This window comes from Peribacillus sp. FSL R5-0717, assembly GCF_038002945.1.
Classification (GTDB): domain Bacteria; phylum Bacillota; class Bacilli; order Bacillales; family DSM-1321; genus Peribacillus; species Peribacillus frigoritolerans.
Genome location: NZ_JBBOOF010000001.1, coordinates 4,557,260 through 4,576,196, shown reverse-complemented (window position 1 = coordinate 4,576,196; position 18,937 = coordinate 4,557,260). Strand labels below are relative to the sequence as shown.

12 protein-coding genes and 2 pseudogenes are annotated in these 18,937 nt (G+C 40.9%); 7 read left to right on the top strand and 7 right to left on the bottom strand.

From position 1 onward, the window contains the following. Positions 1-540: 540 nt before the first annotated feature. Positions 541-2,052, bottom strand: a complete 1,512-nt coding sequence (tcuA, locus tag NYE65_RS21985; protein ID WP_340861686.1) for an FAD-dependent tricarballylate dehydrogenase TcuA — start codon at positions 2,050-2,052, stop codon at positions 541-543. A 267-nt stretch (positions 2,053-2,319) separates the two neighbouring features. On the opposite strand from tcuA, the gene NYE65_RS21980 reads away from it, so the two are divergent. The 5 genes and pseudogenes from NYE65_RS21980 to NYE65_RS21960 all read left to right on the top strand — a co-directional run. Beyond that, positions 2,320-3,180 (top strand): LysR family transcriptional regulator, encoded by an 861-nt coding sequence (locus NYE65_RS21980; RefSeq protein ID WP_063576696.1) that lies wholly within the window; start codon positions 2,320-2,322, stop codon positions 3,178-3,180. A 47-nt stretch (positions 3,181-3,227) separates the two neighbouring features. After that, positions 3,228-4,352 (top strand): AbrB family transcriptional regulator, encoded by a 1,125-nt coding sequence (locus NYE65_RS21975; protein WP_340861685.1) that lies wholly within the window; start codon positions 3,228-3,230, stop codon positions 4,350-4,352. 404 nt (positions 4,353-4,756) lie between these two features. Next, positions 4,757-6,079 (top strand): CitMHS family transporter, encoded by a 1,323-nt coding sequence (locus NYE65_RS21970; protein ID WP_340861684.1) that lies wholly within the window; start codon positions 4,757-4,759, stop codon positions 6,077-6,079. Positions 6,080-7,489: 1,410 nt separating this feature from the next. Next, entirely contained in the window at positions 7,490-9,895 is a 2,406-nt protein-coding gene (locus NYE65_RS21965) for a M14 family metallopeptidase (protein ID WP_340861683.1), read from the top strand. A 330-nt stretch (positions 9,896-10,225) separates the two neighbouring features. Further along, positions 10,226-10,454 (top strand): annotated as a pseudogene (locus NYE65_RS21960) (tyrosine-type recombinase/integrase); the annotation flags it as partial. 408 nt (positions 10,455-10,862) lie between these two features. Here the strand turns inward: NYE65_RS21960 and NYE65_RS21955 are convergent. Beyond that, positions 10,863-11,681, bottom strand: a complete 819-nt coding sequence (locus NYE65_RS21955; RefSeq protein WP_340861682.1) for an ABC transporter ATP-binding protein — start codon at positions 11,679-11,681, stop codon at positions 10,863-10,865. A gap of 407 nt (positions 11,682-12,088) precedes the next feature. Between NYE65_RS21955 and NYE65_RS21950 the strand changes: the two genes are divergently transcribed. Together NYE65_RS21950 and NYE65_RS27335 are read left to right on the top strand one after the other, a co-directional pair. Further along, positions 12,089-12,313 carry a hypothetical protein gene (locus NYE65_RS21950; RefSeq protein WP_340861681.1) on the top strand — a complete coding sequence of 75 codons (225 nt, stop codon included), beginning with the start codon at positions 12,089-12,091 and terminating at the stop codon, positions 12,311-12,313. Next, complete coding sequence (locus NYE65_RS27335) at positions 12,291-12,485, top strand: M12 family metallopeptidase (RefSeq protein WP_445670431.1); 195 nt, start codon at positions 12,291-12,293, stop codon at positions 12,483-12,485. Before NYE65_RS21950 ends, NYE65_RS27335 begins: the two co-directional genes overlap by 23 nt. Here NYE65_RS27335 and NYE65_RS21945 read toward each other — a convergent pair. The 5 genes and pseudogenes from NYE65_RS21945 to NYE65_RS21925 all read right to left on the bottom strand — a co-directional run. Next, positions 12,476-12,689 (bottom strand): annotated as a pseudogene (locus tag NYE65_RS21945) (IS4 family transposase); the annotation flags it as partial. The gene NYE65_RS27335 and the pseudogene NYE65_RS21945 overlap by 10 nt on opposite strands. A gap of 364 nt (positions 12,690-13,053) precedes the next feature. Further along, complete coding sequence (locus tag NYE65_RS21940; protein ID WP_340862166.1) at positions 13,054-13,521, bottom strand: serine hydrolase domain-containing protein; 468 nt, start codon at positions 13,519-13,521, stop codon at positions 13,054-13,056. Beyond that, on the bottom strand, positions 13,443-13,862 hold the full coding sequence (locus NYE65_RS21935; RefSeq protein WP_340861680.1) for a serine hydrolase domain-containing protein: 420 nt from the start codon (positions 13,860-13,862) through the stop codon (positions 13,443-13,445). Before NYE65_RS21935 ends, NYE65_RS21940 begins: the two co-directional genes overlap by 79 nt. Before the next feature lie 468 nt (positions 13,863-14,330). Beyond that, positions 14,331-14,846, bottom strand: a complete 516-nt coding sequence (locus NYE65_RS21930) for a hypothetical protein (protein WP_340861679.1) — start codon at positions 14,844-14,846, stop codon at positions 14,331-14,333. 236 nt (positions 14,847-15,082) lie between these two features. Next, positions 15,083-18,913: a hypothetical protein gene (locus NYE65_RS21925; protein ID WP_340861678.1), complete on the bottom strand. Its 3,831-nt coding sequence runs from the start codon at positions 18,911-18,913 to the stop codon at positions 15,083-15,085. Positions 18,914-18,937: the final 24 nt, after the last annotated feature.

Below are 18,937 nucleotides of genomic sequence, written 5' to 3'. Positions count from 1 at the left end.
GGAGCGCTCACCCTTATACTACAAGTTAGGATATACTGAATCCAAATTTTCATGGTTACTGGGTATTTAACCAAAAAGAAAACTAATTGTTTTCTATCATCCTTGTTATAGGGAAAAACACCCACTAACCAACCCATTATTTATTGAATGGTATCCTTTTTCACTGGCTCAATTTTAGCATCAATCGGAGCATAGGAAGAACAGCTATATAAATATATATCATACAAAATAGTTGATATCTGGTAACTGTTGATAAGTCAGCGCTGACTTCATGCGCGATAGTGCCCATCTGATCGATTCAGCTGGTGCTAAAATAGAAGAAAAATCATATTGTCTGGCCATCAGGACGCTTAAAGCTATACTCTAAAACTCATATCCCTATATGATATGAGTTTTAGTCAATGCATAAAGACTTTTAATATTTGAAGTACCAAACAGCCAAGAACTTTTTTAAGCCTTGGCTGTTTTTCATTCTTCTATTTAATGTATCCCTAGATTTTTTGGACAAATTCTTATCTAATTAACTATGCAAGGAAAAACTCAATGATTATTGACCGCTTCAACCTTTTCTTGAATATAGTGGGCTGCGGATGAACCAGCTAATTTTCCAAAGACTGCTCCAGACATTAACCCGGATCCACCAGGATAGTTTTCATAAAAAATCCCCCCAATCATTTCACCAGCCGCAAAGAGACCTTTTATCGGTTGTTCTTCTTTGTTTAACACATGACCTGTTGCATTTACATGCAAACCGCCGAACGAGAAGGTGATTCCGCACGTTACAGGGAAAGCGTAGAATGGACCTTGCTCTATTCGAAGTGCCCAGTTGGATTTAGGAGGGGTAATTCCTTTCGTTCCTTTGCCATCTTTCTCTGCGGGTCTATACTCGCCACCTTGTACGGCACTGTTATACTCTTCGATCGTTTTAAGAAATTGTGTTTGATTGACTGGCAGTAAACTAGCCAACTCTCCAAGCGTTTCTGCTTTATAAAAAGTTGCTTCTTCAAGGTCATATTCTTTACGCAGCATCGGGCGTACCTGTGCATCATAAATTTGATATGCCACATGTCCAGGCTGTTTTAATACCTCACGGCCGTATTTGGCATAAGTGTAATTTCGCAAATCTGCTCCTTCATCAACAAACCGTTTTCCTTCATTATTAAGCATGACGCTGTACGGATAAGAATGCTTTTTAAAAATATCTCCTGGCTTCGTGAAGTCCCCTACTTTTGGCGCATTATAATCTGTCCCAATCGAATGACATCCAGACCACTGCCCAAATTTTTGAGCCCCTACTGCCATAGCCATGGAAATGCCGTCTCCTGTGTTGAACTCAGTTCCACGAACAATAGCCGCTTCCCATTCTTCACCAATATTTTCACTTCTCATTTTCTTATTGGCTTCAAAGCCGCCACAAGCCAAAATCACACCGGATGTCTGAACTGTTACCATTGTATGATCCTTCTCAACAACGACACCGGTTATTGCGTTATGCTCTGATACAAGCTCCACAGCACGTGAATCGTACCAAACGTCAATGCCAATTTCTTCTGTCCGCGCAAAGAGCTGTCTCATTAAGCCCACGCCTTTATCTTCCGTTTTGATAGGCAGTCCCCCCCAGAAATTGCGCTTGCCATCTTGTACGAAAGATTGATTTTCATAATTCAATTCAAATTTTATTCCCTGATCACGCATCCACGCAATTGTTTCATACGATTTAGTAACCAGCTGTTTTGCTAATTCGGGATTACTTTGCCCGCCTGTTACTCGCATTAAATCATTGTAATAGTCGGATTCCGTGTATTCAGGCATTACAATTAAATCGGATTCTTCATCTGTTAATTCAGGTATTACTTTTCTGATTGCGTCTAAATTATTGTATGCCACACGAATGGCTCCATCCGTGAAGAAAGAGTTCCCTCCACGCTTTTCCAATGGTCCTCGTTCTAATACAAGAACTCTAGCACCTCCCTCTTTTGCTGAGATTGCGGCACATAAAGCTGCGTTTCCTGCTCCTACTACAACTACATCATAATTTCGTGTATTTGACATCTTTACCCCTCCTGATAAGTAGTGATAACGCTTCATGTAAATAATAAGTGAAAATAATGAATAAAAATAATATTGTTTTTTTATTCATTGCCATAGAAAAAATTTATGAAAGAATGCTGGAAACGCAAAACTATAGTGAGTTTATTGATTACATAAAAAGATAGATTTCTTTTTTCAATAGTTGTATTATACTTTTAGAAATCAAATAAATTATCATTATTTATAATTACCCATAAATATTTTTTATGGTTAAAGGAGAAAAATTTTATGGATGAAAAAGACTGGCTTATTTTAATTACTCTTTACGAAGAAAGAAATATAACAAAGGCGGCACAACGACTATTTATTTCTCAGCCAGCTTTATCCTATCGTATAAAACAGCTGGAAAAAGAGTTCAAAACAAATTTAATCTCTAGAGGCAAAAGAGGTGTCGAGTTTACAGTTGAAGGGGAATACCTCGTACAATATTCGAAAAATATGCGTAAGCAATTAGGAGCTGCAAAAGAACATATTTCAAATTTGGATAAAAAGGTAAAAGGAACTTTGCGCTTGGGTGTATCTGGCTTGTTTGCCCGATATAAACTACCAGTATTATTAAAAGAATTTCTAACCCTATATCCAGAGGTTGAAATCAGTTTGAAAACTGGATGGAGTTCTCAAATTCATCAGATGCTTCAAAAAGAAGAAGCACACCTCGGAATCGTTAGAGGTCCTTACAAATGGCAGGAAAATAAAGTGTTGTTTCAAGAAGAAAAGATTTGCATTGCCTCCAGTAAAAAAATTGAATTAAAAGAACTTCCTTTTCTTCCTAGAGTTAATTATCAGACAGACCAATCGTTAAGAAATACTATTGAAAACTGGTGGCAGGAAACATTTGCGGTACCACCTAAGATTTCAATGGAGGTAGATCGGATTGAAACATGTAAGGAACTGGTTCTTAATGGTTTAGGATATGCCATTTTACCAGAAATCTGTATTAAAGATGATGAACCACTGTATACTTTCCCCATTGTATTAAGCGATAATAGCTTTTTGCTTAGAGAAACTTGGGTTTTTTATCGGGATGTGACTATGGATTTGGCACAAGTAAAAGCATTTATTGATTTTCTTAATGATTCTAAACAATAGAAATAAGACGAATCGAAATAAAACTAGTACAAAGGAAGAGAATTAACATGAAAAAGTGGGATTTAAATGATGCAAGCAGGACAATCCAATTTTCAGCTGCACTTCTAACTGCTTTTATTGGAGGCAGCCTTTTCTCTCTTATCAGGTTGCCAATCCCCTGGCTTCTAGGTCCAATGGCATCCCTATTAATTGCATCACGTTTCAAAAACGTTAAATTGATTTGGCCCGTTTCGATGAGAAATACTGGATTAATTATTGTAGGTTATTCAATTGGCATCTCTTTTACCAAGAGCTCACTGTCTGATATGATTAGTCACCTTCCCTCAATGTTGATCCTTACAGCATTAATTGTCCTTGTGTGTGTATGTACAGCTTTTGTTATGTCAAAATATTCCGGCATTGACTATCCTACCTCCTTAACAAGTAGTATACCTGGAGGTTTGTCACAAATCGTTGTGTTTGCAGAAGAAGTGAAAGGTATTGATATTACGACCGTAACCTTTTTCCATGTTACAAGAGTGATAATGGTGGTTTTCTTAGTTCCCCTTTTAATTATCAGTCCCCTGTTTGCAGCGAATCGTGCCAATGATTCCTCTAAAATAATGGATAACGTTATTCCAGAGTGGAGTGATTTATTTCCTCTGATCTTTCTGTTCGCCCTTATTTGTTTTCTCGCAGCAAGATTAGGTAAAATATTCAAATTACCAGCTCCTTACTTTTTAGGACCAGTAATCGCTGTTGCGACAGTAGGCCTTTTTGGTTTGCAGGGACCACCACTTCCTCCTTCACTTCTTGATATATCTCAATTTATGGTTGGCGGTTATATCGGTTTACTATTAAAACCGGAACAACTTGACAACAAAAGAAAAACCTTATTATTTGCTTTGATGAACGGACTGATTTTGATCTGCGCAACAATGTTTTTTAGTTTTCTACTGACCCAGTATTATGATTTATCGGCTATTACGGGTTTTTTAAGTTTAGCCCCTGGTGGAATGGATCAAATGGGAATCATTGCACAAGAAGTAAATGCTGATGTATCTACTGTTACCAGCTATCAACTATTTCGGATGGCTTTTATTTATGCCGTAGTGCCTCCATTACTAAGATTGGTATTAAAATTAAGTTTAAGAAAAAAAGACAAGAACAGTAACGTTAAAACTAAATGTTAATTAAAAAAGGAGAGAGCTTTGCTCAAGGACACTGAAAAAGTCTGATTAATAAAGAAAAGAAGGTCATCATTCACAATATTTAGATGATGACCTTCTTTTTAAATACTAAAAAAATAGCATTAAATTTTTAAAAATTTCTTTATTGTATCACTTATCCTTTGGCTTTCTTTGCTCTCCTCCCTCCAATCTTTTTTTAAGAATAAATTATTTTGATACCAACACAAAAAAAATATGTATTTAACTTATTGTTCTCCCTGTATTACCTTTAATAAAGAAAAGCGCATAAGCATAATGTAAAACTTATTAATCTACCAGTTAATTTTTTATGAAGAGTCACGAAATTAATTATTAGTCATCCAGAGATCAATTGAAAGCGCATTCAATATTTGGGAGGGGATTTAATAATGTTTCTTACAATTTTAGGCATCTCCATGGTTACCGTTTTTACCTATTTAATTATGTCCAAACGTTTATCACCCATTGTTGCTTTAACTTTAGTTCCGATCGTTTTTGCAGGAGTTGGTGGTTTTGGAAGTAAAATTGGCACTATGATGATGGAAGGCATTAAGCTAGTCGCTCCTTCTGCAGCTCTATTATTATTCGCCATATTGTTTTTTGGCATTATGATAGATACGGGCTTATTTGACCCACTTATCAAAAAGTTATTAGAAGTTGTCAAGGGAGATCCTGTCAAAATTTCGATGGGTACCACAATTCTTGCATTACTTGTGGCCCTAGATGGAGACGGTACAACAACGTATATCATTACTGTTTCAGCTATGTATCCACTTTATAAACGAATCGGTATGAATCCATTGGTTTTAGCCACTGTAGCCATGCTGGCTTTAAGTGTTATGAGTGGTATGACCCCCTGGGGAGGACCTGCTACCCGAGCAATAGCAGTATTGGGACTTGATGCATCCGAATTTTTTGTTCCACTTATTCCTACCATGCTCGGTGGTGCTCTTTGGGTTATTTTCGTCGCATTTATTTTAGGGAAAAGAGAACGTAAACGACTTGGTGTAATACACATAGAAGAGTTCAAAAATGAAATAGCTGCTACTGTTGAAAATGAAGCCACTGAAACATTTCCTCATATTGACATTAAACGTCCCCGTTTTTTGTGGGTTAACTTATTAATTGTGGTAGGCATTATGGTCATGCTTATTATGGGATTGGTTCCTTCCCCCATTTTATTTTTGGTCGGTTTCGCTATTGCTTTAATGGTTAACTACCCCAATCTGGAAATGCAAAAAAGACGTATCTTAGCACATTCCGGAAACGCTTTAATTGTTGTTCTATTAGTTTTTGCGGCAGGAGTATTTGCAGGAATCTTTTCCGGTACAAAAATGGTTGATGCTATTGCTAATGGACTGGTTGCGATAATACCTGCTTCATTAGGACAGTTTTTTCCTGTCATTGTTGGCATTACAAGTATGCCATTCACTTTTGTTTTATCGAATGATGCCTATTATTTTGGGGTTCTCCCTATTCTTGCAGAAGCAGCATCAGCCTATGGTATTAGCCCATTGGAAATTGCTCGTGCTTCTATATTGGGACAACCCGCTCATTTAATGAGTCCACTTGTTGCATCAACCATTCTATTAGTTGGTATGGTTGATAAAGACCTTGGAGAATATCAGAAATTCGCATACAAATGGGCCATCTTGACAACGTTAACCTTAACAGTATTAGCTATTATTAGTGGTGCTATTTCTTTTATGTAATTTATAAAAGTCCTTGTATACTTGTTTGCAAGGACTTTTGTGGCATTTTTCAGCTAGATGGTTTTTTGATGCAACTTTGTTGTTAGGTAAAGTTCTATGATTGAAACCATGAAATAAGATTGGAAAACTGAAGTAATTACTGATATTATGTGGATCTATTGAATTAAAGAATGTAAATATTTTTATCATTCATTATGTTAATGTAAAGCATGTCCTTCCTTAACAAATTTACTGAAGCCTCTGAAGTTGCTCTGTATATAATGAATGGTAAAAACAACTCATTCAAATCAGGTCTTCATTTAAAGTCTAAGTATGGCTGATAATTTTTGCTCCACTTACTCATACTGATTCCTTCTTGTTCAGCTACCTCTGCCATACTTTCTAATAGATCAATGTGTAATTCCAAACCCTCTTCATAGTAGATTACTTTTTAACTATACTTACCAAGGATTCCATGATCAATTATTACAGCGTATTCTTCGCTATGTGTCATAGTTCACCTCCTTAATGTGATGAATTGGATATGTTGTATTCTTCGTCATATAACACCCCCAATCATTAAATGTAATAATCCCTGGTAGGGCAGGGTAATACTAAAAAAGAGAATATATGGTAATCTACTAGAGTTCAATAGATTCTCATGCATTCTCATGTAATAGACTATATTCGGTTTATTAATAGCAGATTCTGCTTCTGAACGGTTGTTACTTGCTTGTAGCACTTTTACCATAGTAATAGCCACCATTTCCATGGTTTCAATTTTTACGGTCATTTGCTGAATGTGATTTTTTACTATGAGATTTTTATTTATGGCGGCAGTTTTTGCAGACTTTGATGGTTTGGGATGTTTCAGTTTTGTGCGGGTAGAGAAGCTTTACTCCTGTTCTTTCACACAGTGGGCATTTCCCTCTGCCATTTGAAGGCAAGTAGCTGATTGATTTTCCTCGGTTTCTTTTTGCCATTCCCCATCATTCCTATTCATAATAATTCTTGTTTCTTTATTAAATGTTGGACTGGCACAAAGGTTGATAGGCATTTGATGGTTTTTAACAATAGAGCCGCAATTCACATGAAATATATTACAACTTTCCTTTTACAAAATTAAACAAACAGCAACAATATTAAACAATATTAAACAATAAAAACAGTTGATTACCAATATACAGTTTATAGGAATTATAAGGGAATAAAATCCAGTAATTTTGTACTCCTGTAATTACTGGATTTCGGGTGGCGCAGTACTTTTTAAATAGGAAAAACAGTCTAAAATTCAATCTTCTAAAATAGATTATATTTTCTCAATAAAATTTTTGTATTTTTAACTGCCTCTGATTTTACGACAAGATATTAAGTACATTCAACTTACAATAAGCTTGTATTAAAATTTTTAGCATTTTGGGGGTGCAGTTTTTGACACAACAGAAAAAGCAGAAATGGAAACGGAATTTAGTGGTGATGACTGCCATAACCGGACTAGGGTTCTCTACATTTTATACAGGCCTAAGCATTCCGGTTGCAGCGGTCGAACAACCTGACCAGCCGATTCCTAAGAAAGAATCGGTCTCAATTGTTCAACTTGTCGTACCAAATGATAAGGCAAAGGACAAGCTTCTTGAGCTTGGAATTGACCTTACCCACAGAATCGAAGCACACGACGGAGTCTATGAAGTGGATGCCGTTGTCACACCAACAGAAATTGCCATGTTAAAGACCTTCGGCATCAATGTAAAAGAGACCCTGATCACCGAAAATCAATGGAGCACACGCGTGGCAGAGCGGCAATCCACTGTCCAGCTGCAAGCCAGTCTGGCAGCTTCCGAGGATACACTTAAAGTCCTTAGGGCAAACCATTTTACCAATCAATCAGGCACCTTCCTATATCTCGAAGTAAAATCAAGCGCCGGTGCGACTGCTAGCACAGCACTTAAAGCAACTTGGACCGAGAACGGTGAGGAAAAATCTGCTACACTTTCTAGATTGGTAGATTACGGTGAATATTTATATCACTATTTGCTTTTACCAGTTAGCACCATTCCTTCATCCGTTAAAATTGAAAGTAATCTTGGAGGAACAGCTACGAGCACCATTACTGAATGGTTAGGGAAAGAGCCGAAACATCCAAAAACAGATTATGTTACGGATTTTGTTGACCACTATATGGCACCAAATGAATTATATGAACGTGCCGAAAAACTTTCAAAAGAATTCCCGAACTTGGTAGAAATCATTGATATGCCAAATAAAACAAATGGTTACAGACGTCTTGCCCAAGCAACTATCGGCGGCACGACCAATCTCGCAGTTGTTGTTTCCTCAAAAGCATGGGGACATGAAGGCGGGAATGATGTATCGGTAGAATTCAAGAATCAGGGAACCAATAATGCACCACTAAAAGTGACTGTGGATGGTACCAAGATTTTAGTAGATTTAGCTACTGATTCGTCAGGAAAGGCAACAAGTACTGCCGCACAAGTGGTTAAAGCACTGAATGAGAATGCTAGCCAACTTGTCACTGCGACTACATACCGCGGTAATACTGGTGCTGGTGTTGTCGCACCAACTACAAATGCTGCGATATTAACTGACGGCTTGAAAGCTGGGGCAGACGTTTCCCGTGATCCTTTCACAGTAAAAGCGATCCGAATCGGCAAGCATCGTGACGGTTCTAAACCAGGTGTTCTTGGATATGCTCAGGAGCATGCCCGTGAATGGGTGACCCCACTCGTAACAATCGAAACGGCGGAAAGACTACTGCGAAACTATAATCAAGATAGTGAGACAAGAAAGCTTGTTGATAATCTTGATATATTCCTTGTACCTTCAGTAAACCCTGATGGTGCTAATTACAGCTTAAATGATTACAATATGCAGCGTAAGAATATGACCAACCACTGTGGTCCCACTGCCTCTGATCCTGGGTACCGAAATAATTGGGGAGTTGACCTTAACCGCAACCATTCTGTTGGTTCCGTTTTTGATGGCTATATTGGCGGAGGCACAAGTTGCACGGGAGATACTTACGCTGGACCAGCTGAAAACTCTGAGCCTGAAGGAAGAAACCTTGTCTGGCTTGCTGACAAAAACCCAAATATTAAGTTTGCAATGAATATTCATAGTTATGGCGGCTACTTCATGTGGTCCCCTGGTGCTTACGATTCAAAACGTACAACACTGCCACGCCCATCAGCTGGTGAAGAAGCGTTTTACTGGGCAGCTTCTAATAACATCTTAAATGATATTCAAGACCACCGCGGAACGGTCATTCTACCTAGTCGTACAGGTCCAATTCCTGACGTACTATACTCTGCTGCAGGTAACTCTGCGGACTACCTATGGTATGAAAAGGGGATTTATGCCTGGAACTTCGAAGTAGGGGCAGATTTATGGAATAAGGATACGAAAAGATGGCAGGCAGTTGGATTCCAGCCAGCCTTTGAAGAAGGTCATGAAGAAGCAATGGAATTTGCCAATGGGTTGATTGGCTTAATTAAAGTAGCCTACAACAGTGCAAAAGACCATCAGCCGCCTTCCTCAAAAGCTACACCTGGAAACGGTAATTACACAGGTCCGGTTGATGTTAAGATTGAAACAAGTGAGCCAGCCACGATTTATTATACGCTTGACGGCAGCCGCCCAACCTTCCAATCAGCTAAAATTAAATTAAGCGGCTCCCGTGAATTTGCAGAAACATTAAAAATTGAAAAGACTACAACCATCAATTATTTCACTGTGGACGCCGCAGGAAACATTGAGAAAAACTACAATCCACTTAGTAATGGGAAAAACTATAATTCTGTAACGCTTACAATAAAATAACGGTTTGCAAGGGGTTGGCCTTACGGGGTCAACTCCTTTTTCATTGGTGCATTTGAACTGATAGACTTTCAATTAATTTGGGCCTTCTTTTTATATTTCAGCCTCTTTAATAGGTGGCCATAAAATCAACAAACCTCTAGCAAATAGTTCTGCTATTCCAAACCCGTTGTCACATAGCTTAATAGGATTAATGGGGATAACCGTAGTACAAATTATCGCACTTTCCAACTGTAATTATATAGAAATACTATGGTTGCCAAATTTTTAAAACAGGCTCCTTCTTGAGAGAATGGGCATCCACAATTATGAAAAAGTTATTGAGACCCGGCTAAAAAGGCTTTTAAAAAAACAGAAATAGAAAAGAACATTACTCCACACTCATTTAGACATTCGCAAACTTCATTATTGATTGAAGCTGGAGTTGGCATTAAAGAAATACAACAGCGACTTGGACATACAGATATTAATACTACAATGAATATCTATGCTCACATGAGCCAATATGGAAGAAAAGGCCTCCCAACAGTTTAGCAAACTGATGAAAGACCTTCTCCTATAGTTAGCTTTTTTGTCACAGGTTGCCGTGGTTTTTAAAAAACGAGGACAAGAATAGCATATTATCATTTTAGACGTTGATATAACAAGGTTTTAACCCCTTATTACATCATGCCGCCCATATTTCCACTAATTTGTAACATGTTTAACGTAAGTTAACACATGCTTTCTAACCAGCGTTATTATGCGTTTTTTTATGACTTTTAATGTAACATCTTTAACTCAATTTAATGGAGTAACACAGGGTTGCGTCTCCCTTATAGAGACACCTACCATTCTACATATTGGTATAATTAAGATGTCCTAACGACTATTATTATGCCTCACTAAATCAAGTTATTTGATTAGGCCCTCCAATGGAAAGCAATCTATCGATTACGAATGCTTAACTTTACTCTTCAGCATACTAGGCTTATTTTTTCTCAGAAAATAACAGGGATTTAATCCGGATCCAGGGACGCTCATTCTCCCATTCTACTTTGACTGGGACACAAAAAGTCTTTTCCAATAATGATTCGGTTAATACGTCCCTTTTTTCTCCTTTATCCATAACGTTCCCCGAATTGATTAACATAGCATGGGTTATAGATGGTACGATTTCTTCAATATGATGTGTAACATATAAAATGGTTGGGCCGTTCGGTGCAGCAGTCATATCTTCAATAGATGCTAACAGCTCTTCTTTAGAGTAAATATCCAGTCCATTGCAAGGTTCATCTAAGATTAATAATTGCGGTGAAGACATGAGGGCCCTTGCAATCATTACTTTTCTTTTTTCACCTTGAGAGAGTGTGTGGATAAATTGGTTAGACAAAAATTTGATTCTGAATTGGTCAAGTAATGCTTTTGCTTTGTTTACATCATCCTCTGTAATTTCCTCATATAATCCAATTGAAGCAAATTTTCCGCTTAAAACTACTTCAAGTGCTGTATCATTTGGGCGTGACTGATATTCCTGATCTAATGAGGAACTGACCCAGCCGATGGATTTCCGCAGTTCAGGAATATTCGTTTTTCCAAAAAGATTTCCTAAAACGGACACTTCACCACTATTCGGCCATTGATAACCTGTAATCATTTTTAAAAGAGATGTTTTCCCTGATCCATTTAGACCTAGAAGTGCCCAATGTTCCCCTTTTTGGACCTCCCATGAGACCCCATTCAATAACAGCTTTCCATTTCGCTTCCAGATAATATTTTTAAGTGAAATGATACTTTTCGTTCGACTCACTTTTACTCCTCCTTAAGGTATTAAAGCCATTTACAAACGGTTTTCCCCATGTTCAATATTTTTAAAATGTTTACATGGTCCGTTGCTGCGTTAATAGACGATAACCAATGTCCTCTAGTAATCAGGGTTAGTGTAAAAAACAAATTAACTGAATAATGTAATTATACTTACATTTCTAATTTTTTACATTTCAGACAACTAAATTTTTAAAATTAAGCATTCATGAACAGTATCAAAAGGCAATTCTCCTAATAAAAGAAGCCCTCGATTGTTCACATAGTGATCGTCATGATGTTTAAAATATGTCGAATTATGCAAAAAACATTTACTGTCTTATATCATACCGTGAAAATTTCTGTGGAAGATAATGTTGTGTTTTTAGATTAAGGCAACAAGGAGGTAATATAGTGAAAATAAAGAGTAATGATTTATGTGAAACCAATCAAAAAAGTGGAGAAATACGGACAGGAATTACCAATTTACCATCAGGCCCCAGAGAAGTAAAATATTCGGTTGTTGACGGTATTGCCATCTTTGAAGGCGATATAATACTAGGTACTGTTGAGGAAATGGAAAATTCATCGTTGGTTAAGGGCTCCTCTCGAGGAAATGGAAGATTTTTCATCGATTAAAGGCATAGGCATCACCGGTGATCAATACCGATGGCCAAACGGAATTATTCCTTTCCAAATTGATTCGAGTCTTTCTAATCAACAACGTGTGACAGATGCTATTTCCGAATGGGAAAATCGGACTTTCATTAGATTTGTACGACGAACCAACGAAACCAACTATTCGAGTTGATTACATAGATGTATTAAAGAGGTGCTCGCCCCTTGTTGAAATCCATACATATAACGCAACTAACACCTGATCACGAAATTTAGTGCTTCTTTGAACAAAGCCTATCTCTTTAGCCGGTTGTTGAAGAACCTGAGGAGACAAACACCGTTGTAATTCTTGGGAAAAGAGGTTCAATTCGTCATGAAAAACGCAATCCTTTCCTATTAATTTTACAGAAGAATAGCTCTTTTTTTCGATTTCGGGATTTCATTTACCTTAGCTTGATGGGCATGGGGTACTACCCCAACTTTAGAATAAATCATATGTTGGCCAATCGTTGATGCGCTGAATAATCGTCCATATCAGGTTGTCGAGGTTGGAGCGCATTCTTTCCAATTGTGCGTCGTTACGAGAGTTGACTAACACGGCCCAGCAATATCCGTGATGCGTCCGTACAAAGATAGAAGCCGAACCTGGTATGTCTCCATCGTGAAAATAATTCCCTGAAGGGTTGATGGCCCATCCCTTAGCGTAATTTGCAGGGCTTCCATTTATTCTTGGTGCAGTCGTGGTCGTATACACATCGTCTTTAGGGATTCTCTGTCCAGGATGTCTGGTTTAGAGGGGAAACGATCCACGCGAACGAGGAAACGAACGAGATCCGTTGCAGATGCAATCCAACCTCCATGCGAATCCATGCGGGACACCTTGATTGTGTAAGGATTCCAGTTGCTTTGCGGGTAATACATAACTTCGTTAGCTCGACGATCCGCAAGAGTGTCACCGGCAATATGCATATCGTAATACCACAGGGTTCGAGAACATATTGTCGAACAAAGTTAGCATAAGAAATACCTGAAATTCGTTCAATCACACGACCGAGCAAACAATAACCGAAGTTGAGATAATCGAAGGTCTTCCCCGGTACATAAGTCAATGGTTCGTTATCAAGCACCCATGTGATAAGCTGGTGTTGATTTAAGTCGAGATGACCAAACATTGGATCGGCGGAACTTGGCCAGCCACTCGTGTGCTCAAGGAGATGTTGGACTGTAATTTTCTCGATTTTGGGCAGGTATTGCTGAGTGCCATAGGTGGTTCAAGGATACCATTGGAGCCGAAAACTGAAGTGTCAAGTTGAAGTTGGCCAGATTCTATCAACTTGAAGATGGCTACAGCAGTGATTGGTTTCGAAACGCTTGCAATCCGAAAGTGATGACCTTTGTTTACCGGTTCGTTTGTGGCTGGATTTGTAACGCCATACCCACGGGCAAATACAAGGCGTCCCTGATAAGTGAGGGCTAGAGATGCTCCGGGTACATGGTGTGTATTCATGAATGTCTGAACAGTATTTTCAATAAACTGTTCGTCGATATTTGATAGCCCTGTATGAGTCATAGAAAAACTCCCTTTTAATGAAGAACTGAGGGCTTTGTACTTCTTGTGGTATCCCTCAGCTCAATCGTAAAGCATATATGAAAAATAAATCTTTCCACTTTCACAAAGGCTTAAAGCACCTGAGAAAGCAGATATATACATTTCTGACAAGAAACACCAGCCTAATTCTTTCCTGTATTTGATCATTGCCTCATAACTGCTTCGAAGAAAATGGGGTATTTAATGATTGATTTTGCACGGGAAATTTCTCAATTTCAGATAAATCGATAGATTAAAGTACCTAGTTTCGAGCTCTTTCCGAGTAAATGACGATTCTGTCATTGCCATACAATGTTGACTTTAAGTTGTGACTCAACGAAAGAGATATTTGTTTTCTAGTTGTCCAAACGGCACATAGACTCATGTTTCCATGTCTTTTCATTTAAGGAATGGTCGTTTTTTTCATGATGTCATTTGTGTCGTATTACCCTAGTTAATCTCTAATTGGAAAGGAACTTCAATATTGGGACCAGGCCCCCCTTTATCAATAACCATTTTGACATCTAATGTATGTGGTGCCACTGAATCGGGAACGAATATTTCAATATCCCCTTGCACTTCATACCCACAACCACAATCAAGTGGAATCTCTATCACTTCACCTGACTCAAAATTAGCTATTTTCTTCCTTTCAATAGAATATCCATTCTTTAGGTGTTCGGGAACATCCCAATCCGTGATTGGGAGTAATTCTATTTCGTATAAGGTTAAACGTGATATCTTAATATAAGGAGTATTTTCAGGTTCCAAATACACTAGAATATATCCTCCATGAAGGTTAGGTATAAATATCCATTTTCTAAGTGTAACATTTCGTTCAACTGTTATTATATCTTCTGAAAGCCCATATCCAAATTCCGCTTCGGTCGGGTAATGATAATTTATCGGGCAACAGTCCAAACGATCAACCGATTCATTCGGATTTAACTCATTATAATCAGACATTACATCACCTCTTTTGATTTATTATTTATATTATCTTGTTTAGACAATAGGTCTATTCATAGAAGCCATAATTGCTGAATAAAATAATTTTTTAGATATACGTCCGCTTATACAAGCGTAGTTTTTTAAACTGGGGCTCGAACTTTTTATAGCACTGATTTATAATTTACTCTTAAATGAAAAACCCTCCTTACTAGTGAAAATTCAATCAAAAAGGAGGGCTATTTTTATTTAGATTATTCACTGAAAAAGGCTTCCCTGTTTTCGAGTGGCACTGTGTCTGTGTAGACCAGCCGGCCTTTTCCTTCGATCGGTGCTCCAGTATCACTTAGGTGAGGAGGATGTGTCTCGAATTCCTGCACTAGAAGTCTCATTGGTCGTTGGCCGCTTGTGGGAACGTCCAGGCTGAGGCTTTGATCGAGTGCACCGGACGTTCCGTATACCGTGGTCCATCCGGCAATTATGTCTTCAGGATCGATTTCTGCTTCAACTACACCGGATCGAGCTTCGTCCGGAGCGGCAGCTAGATAACCCGATTCCAGGACCTGTACTTCGGCGCGAACGAGATTCGCTTTTGGACCGGCTGGACCTAGACCTTCGAGCGTGATGTTCGCACCCCCAGGTGTTCGTGTTACAACCAGGCGTCGGTGCGGTGGAAGCTGGATGGGCTCAGTTCGAATCGGTGCTGAGAGTCTATCCACCTCACGGACGCAATTCTCTTGATAACGGACAAGGGCCAAACGCACGAATGGGAAGTACGAAGAGTCCGCTACCTTTTTTAGGTCGATGTCGACGTACCAGCGCTTGCCCTCTTTGTCAAACTGGACCTTATACACCTGGACTGGCTGCCGCCGGTTGCCCTCGCCCTCCTGCAGGTACTCTTGCTTGTTTACCGGTGCGTTTATGTCATCGCTGGTAAGGACAAACTTTGGAGCACCTGTCTGCCAAATCGGGTCACGGCCGGCGACACTGACATAGGATAAGTCCTGTGGTGGCTGCCAGTTAGCCCCCCACGCCAGCACCCCCAATGCCTCGTCCTCTCCAGATGAGAACCAAGGTCGTTCGAAAAAGACTCGCAGTCCCCCGCCTTGACGCAGCCGTGTCAGTTTCATGCCGTCGACAGACTGTTCCCAGCGGAAAGTCGGCACGGTATAGAGCAACTTCGGTGCAGGCGGGCGAGCCGAGCTCTGTATATCGGTCACGAGCTGACCATAGGCTAGGCACGCCTTGGGATTCGTAGCAGTCACGTGATCAAAGTAATCCTGAAAGCGAGAAACGGCTGTCACGTTATAGGTGACACGACGGCGACGTGTGTCCCCGAACTCCTGACGGATTTCCGGCAACCTCAGTGGTCCGTAAGGAACGTCATAGGAACCTATTTGTACATCATGTTTTCGGGGGAAGGGCTCCTGTGAAGAGGGATTGTCCTCATAGTCAGTCCATGATGCATGGATGTCAATCCTCCCGGTGCTTGCGGTATGGATATTCAATTCGCTGGTCCCAAGGACGCAAATAGTTTCCCCAAGATTTCGATTGGATTTAAGTCGGCCACAGGGATCGTGTACCGGTCGTTGAACGGCGTGAACGAACTTAATGGTCTTCTTCGGAGTAATCATGCGATGCTTGCCTTGGGCGATTTGTTCGATCTGGCCCGGGGTAATGCCGTCAATCCATTTCGGGATGCCCAACAAGTCGACGTCCTGCGAGATTAGACACGAAGAGATATCCAGCGTCAATTCCTCGGCGGGACCAAGGGTGAATGTGAGTGTACGATGGTCTGTAGACTCTGTCACCTTGCAGCCCATTTTCGCGGCCTCGAGCCGAATTGCAACCGGTTGACGGTTATGCCAGTTTCCTTGCCAAAAACACGTATTGGACTGACAGGTGGTTTGTGCTTCGCTTTCTGACTGTGCCAGAGGACGCGACGCCATATTCAGTGTAAAGGCATTTGTTATAGGGTCGGAGAGCCATGGAAGATCAACATATTGCTCTGGAAGCACAAAATAGCATTCTCCGTTAGGACCCGTCTCTTCTTCAACCGGACGGGCACCTGGTATATCCCGTAAATCACGGTCAGCTCGCTTGGCTATTTCGAACATACGCTCTATAATTTCCACGTGAACTTCCGCGCCTAATGCTCCGTCAAAGGTGCGCCGATGTTGCATCGCCATCTCAAGGGATGACTTTGGTGCCAGGATGTGCCGTAGGTCATAAGGGCGGTAGCCATGCCTACGGGCATAATCGTCCACCGATACTCCGCGATCGCTGCGGATTACCAGCCGCCCATGTGCCTCGCCGTCCTGATACTTCCGCGTGGGAACCACTTCAGGAGGAAGGATTGGCTCAAATCTGCGGTGCGCAATGGCCTCCGTCCGCTCCTCATCATGATTGACCTCGTTTAGATACAGCCCGCTGCCCGCAAGATCAGCCACTCTTACACGCAGTCGGTACGTCCTTCCGAATTGCAGTCGTGGAAGTGATCCTGGCTCGATCTCAATCTTGGACTTGAACGGAGGATTGGTCGCCGGCAGTTGCGGCATCCTTCCCATTTCAACTTTCCGATCCGGACGCTGAACCGCATGGCTCCACCCATCCCAACGGAGGCCTATCTCGTGTATATACAGAGAATCAGCCGCGCCCGCACCCGTTGTCGCCGACATCGGCCGAACGTACCCTTCTTCGAGTAACCCACGTGGTCCGGTTCCAATCGATAGATCTCCAATATTGTAGCAGACCCGCCGCTCGCACAATGATCGCCAGTTGCCTGTATCCAGGACATCAAGGCGGTATCCGCCTATTAGGTCCTCGGCATCGAGCACGACCTTTTCTAGCTCCTGAACGCTGGCAAGCTTTTTAGAGCGTTCCACACGGTCTCTATGCATCTTTTCGCGGTCACGCTGAACAAGTGCAAAGCCTGTTGATGAGCGCAGCGCGGGCAGCGCTTGATCACCGGGAGTGTTCGTTACGCTGCCAACCATCCTCATTACGGCCCCGTCCACATCAAACGGTACGACCTCCCACTGTGGATTAGCAGAAGGGACAAGGTCAGTACCTTTGAGGGCAAGCATTCCACGATGAATTCGTTCAGTCGATTTAGGATGAAAACGTGATTCGTCTATCTCATAGCCTGTTTTTGGACGTATGTCAGTGTGCCTAGCGTTATTCCAACCCGGAGTAGGGTTGGAATCTGGATTCGGCCAAGTAGGGATGATTCTGAGAATTTTGTTATTTTCTAATTTTGTATACGGCAGTTCGAGGTCAATAATTAAACCTAGCGCCCTCAGGAGAAGAGGGTGGTCAGCAAGCTTTGCGACGATATCATGAAACTCTGGCTCGGCGGTCGCCGAATCGGTATTCATTGTAGGCATGGTGTAATCCTTATGACACTCTCGACGATAGAAGTCGTAGGCACGAGCAAGGGGCGACGCATCGGGTCCCAGCTCACACGTCTCGTCGTCTGTTGTTTGTAGTCCTGATTCCCACGTTTCACGCAGGCTTCTTAATGATGCTAGAAGCTCTGGATTGAGTTTGGGGTCATCACAGCCATGTTTAAGGTGCGTACTCGCAGCCCCTCCATACGCTTGGCTGACCTCCTTTGCGGCCTTTGACGCTGGGAAGGTCTTAAGAGAGCGGTCAACATAGGAGTTCTGCCCATATGGACGAACGAGCGTATTAGCACCAAAAAGTGCTTTCCACGCACTGAGCTGCTCGTTAAGGGAAAAGCTTATCTGCTTTTCCTCGGCGGAAAGGTAGGGAACTCGTTGAACCTCCCTCTCCTCGATAGTACTAACGGGTCCAGATTCCTGTGCCTGTACTTCAGCCTTGAACTTGATTTTGGCAAGGCGTTCGGGCCACAGTTGCATGCCAAAGCTCGACAGAGTCAGAGGCGTCCCCTGCCCCAGCAATCGGGGCGTAAGGAGCACTGATACCAACGCCTTCTGCCTATTTATCACTCTGCCAGCTGGGATAGCGGTCCAGACGAACTGGCGCTCAAGTTGGGGGTTAGAAGCTTTCAAAGTGTATTCCTCCTTTATGGTGCAAAAGTCTGTTTTCAAGTAAACTGTCATTTCTTCATTAACACTTACTATAGC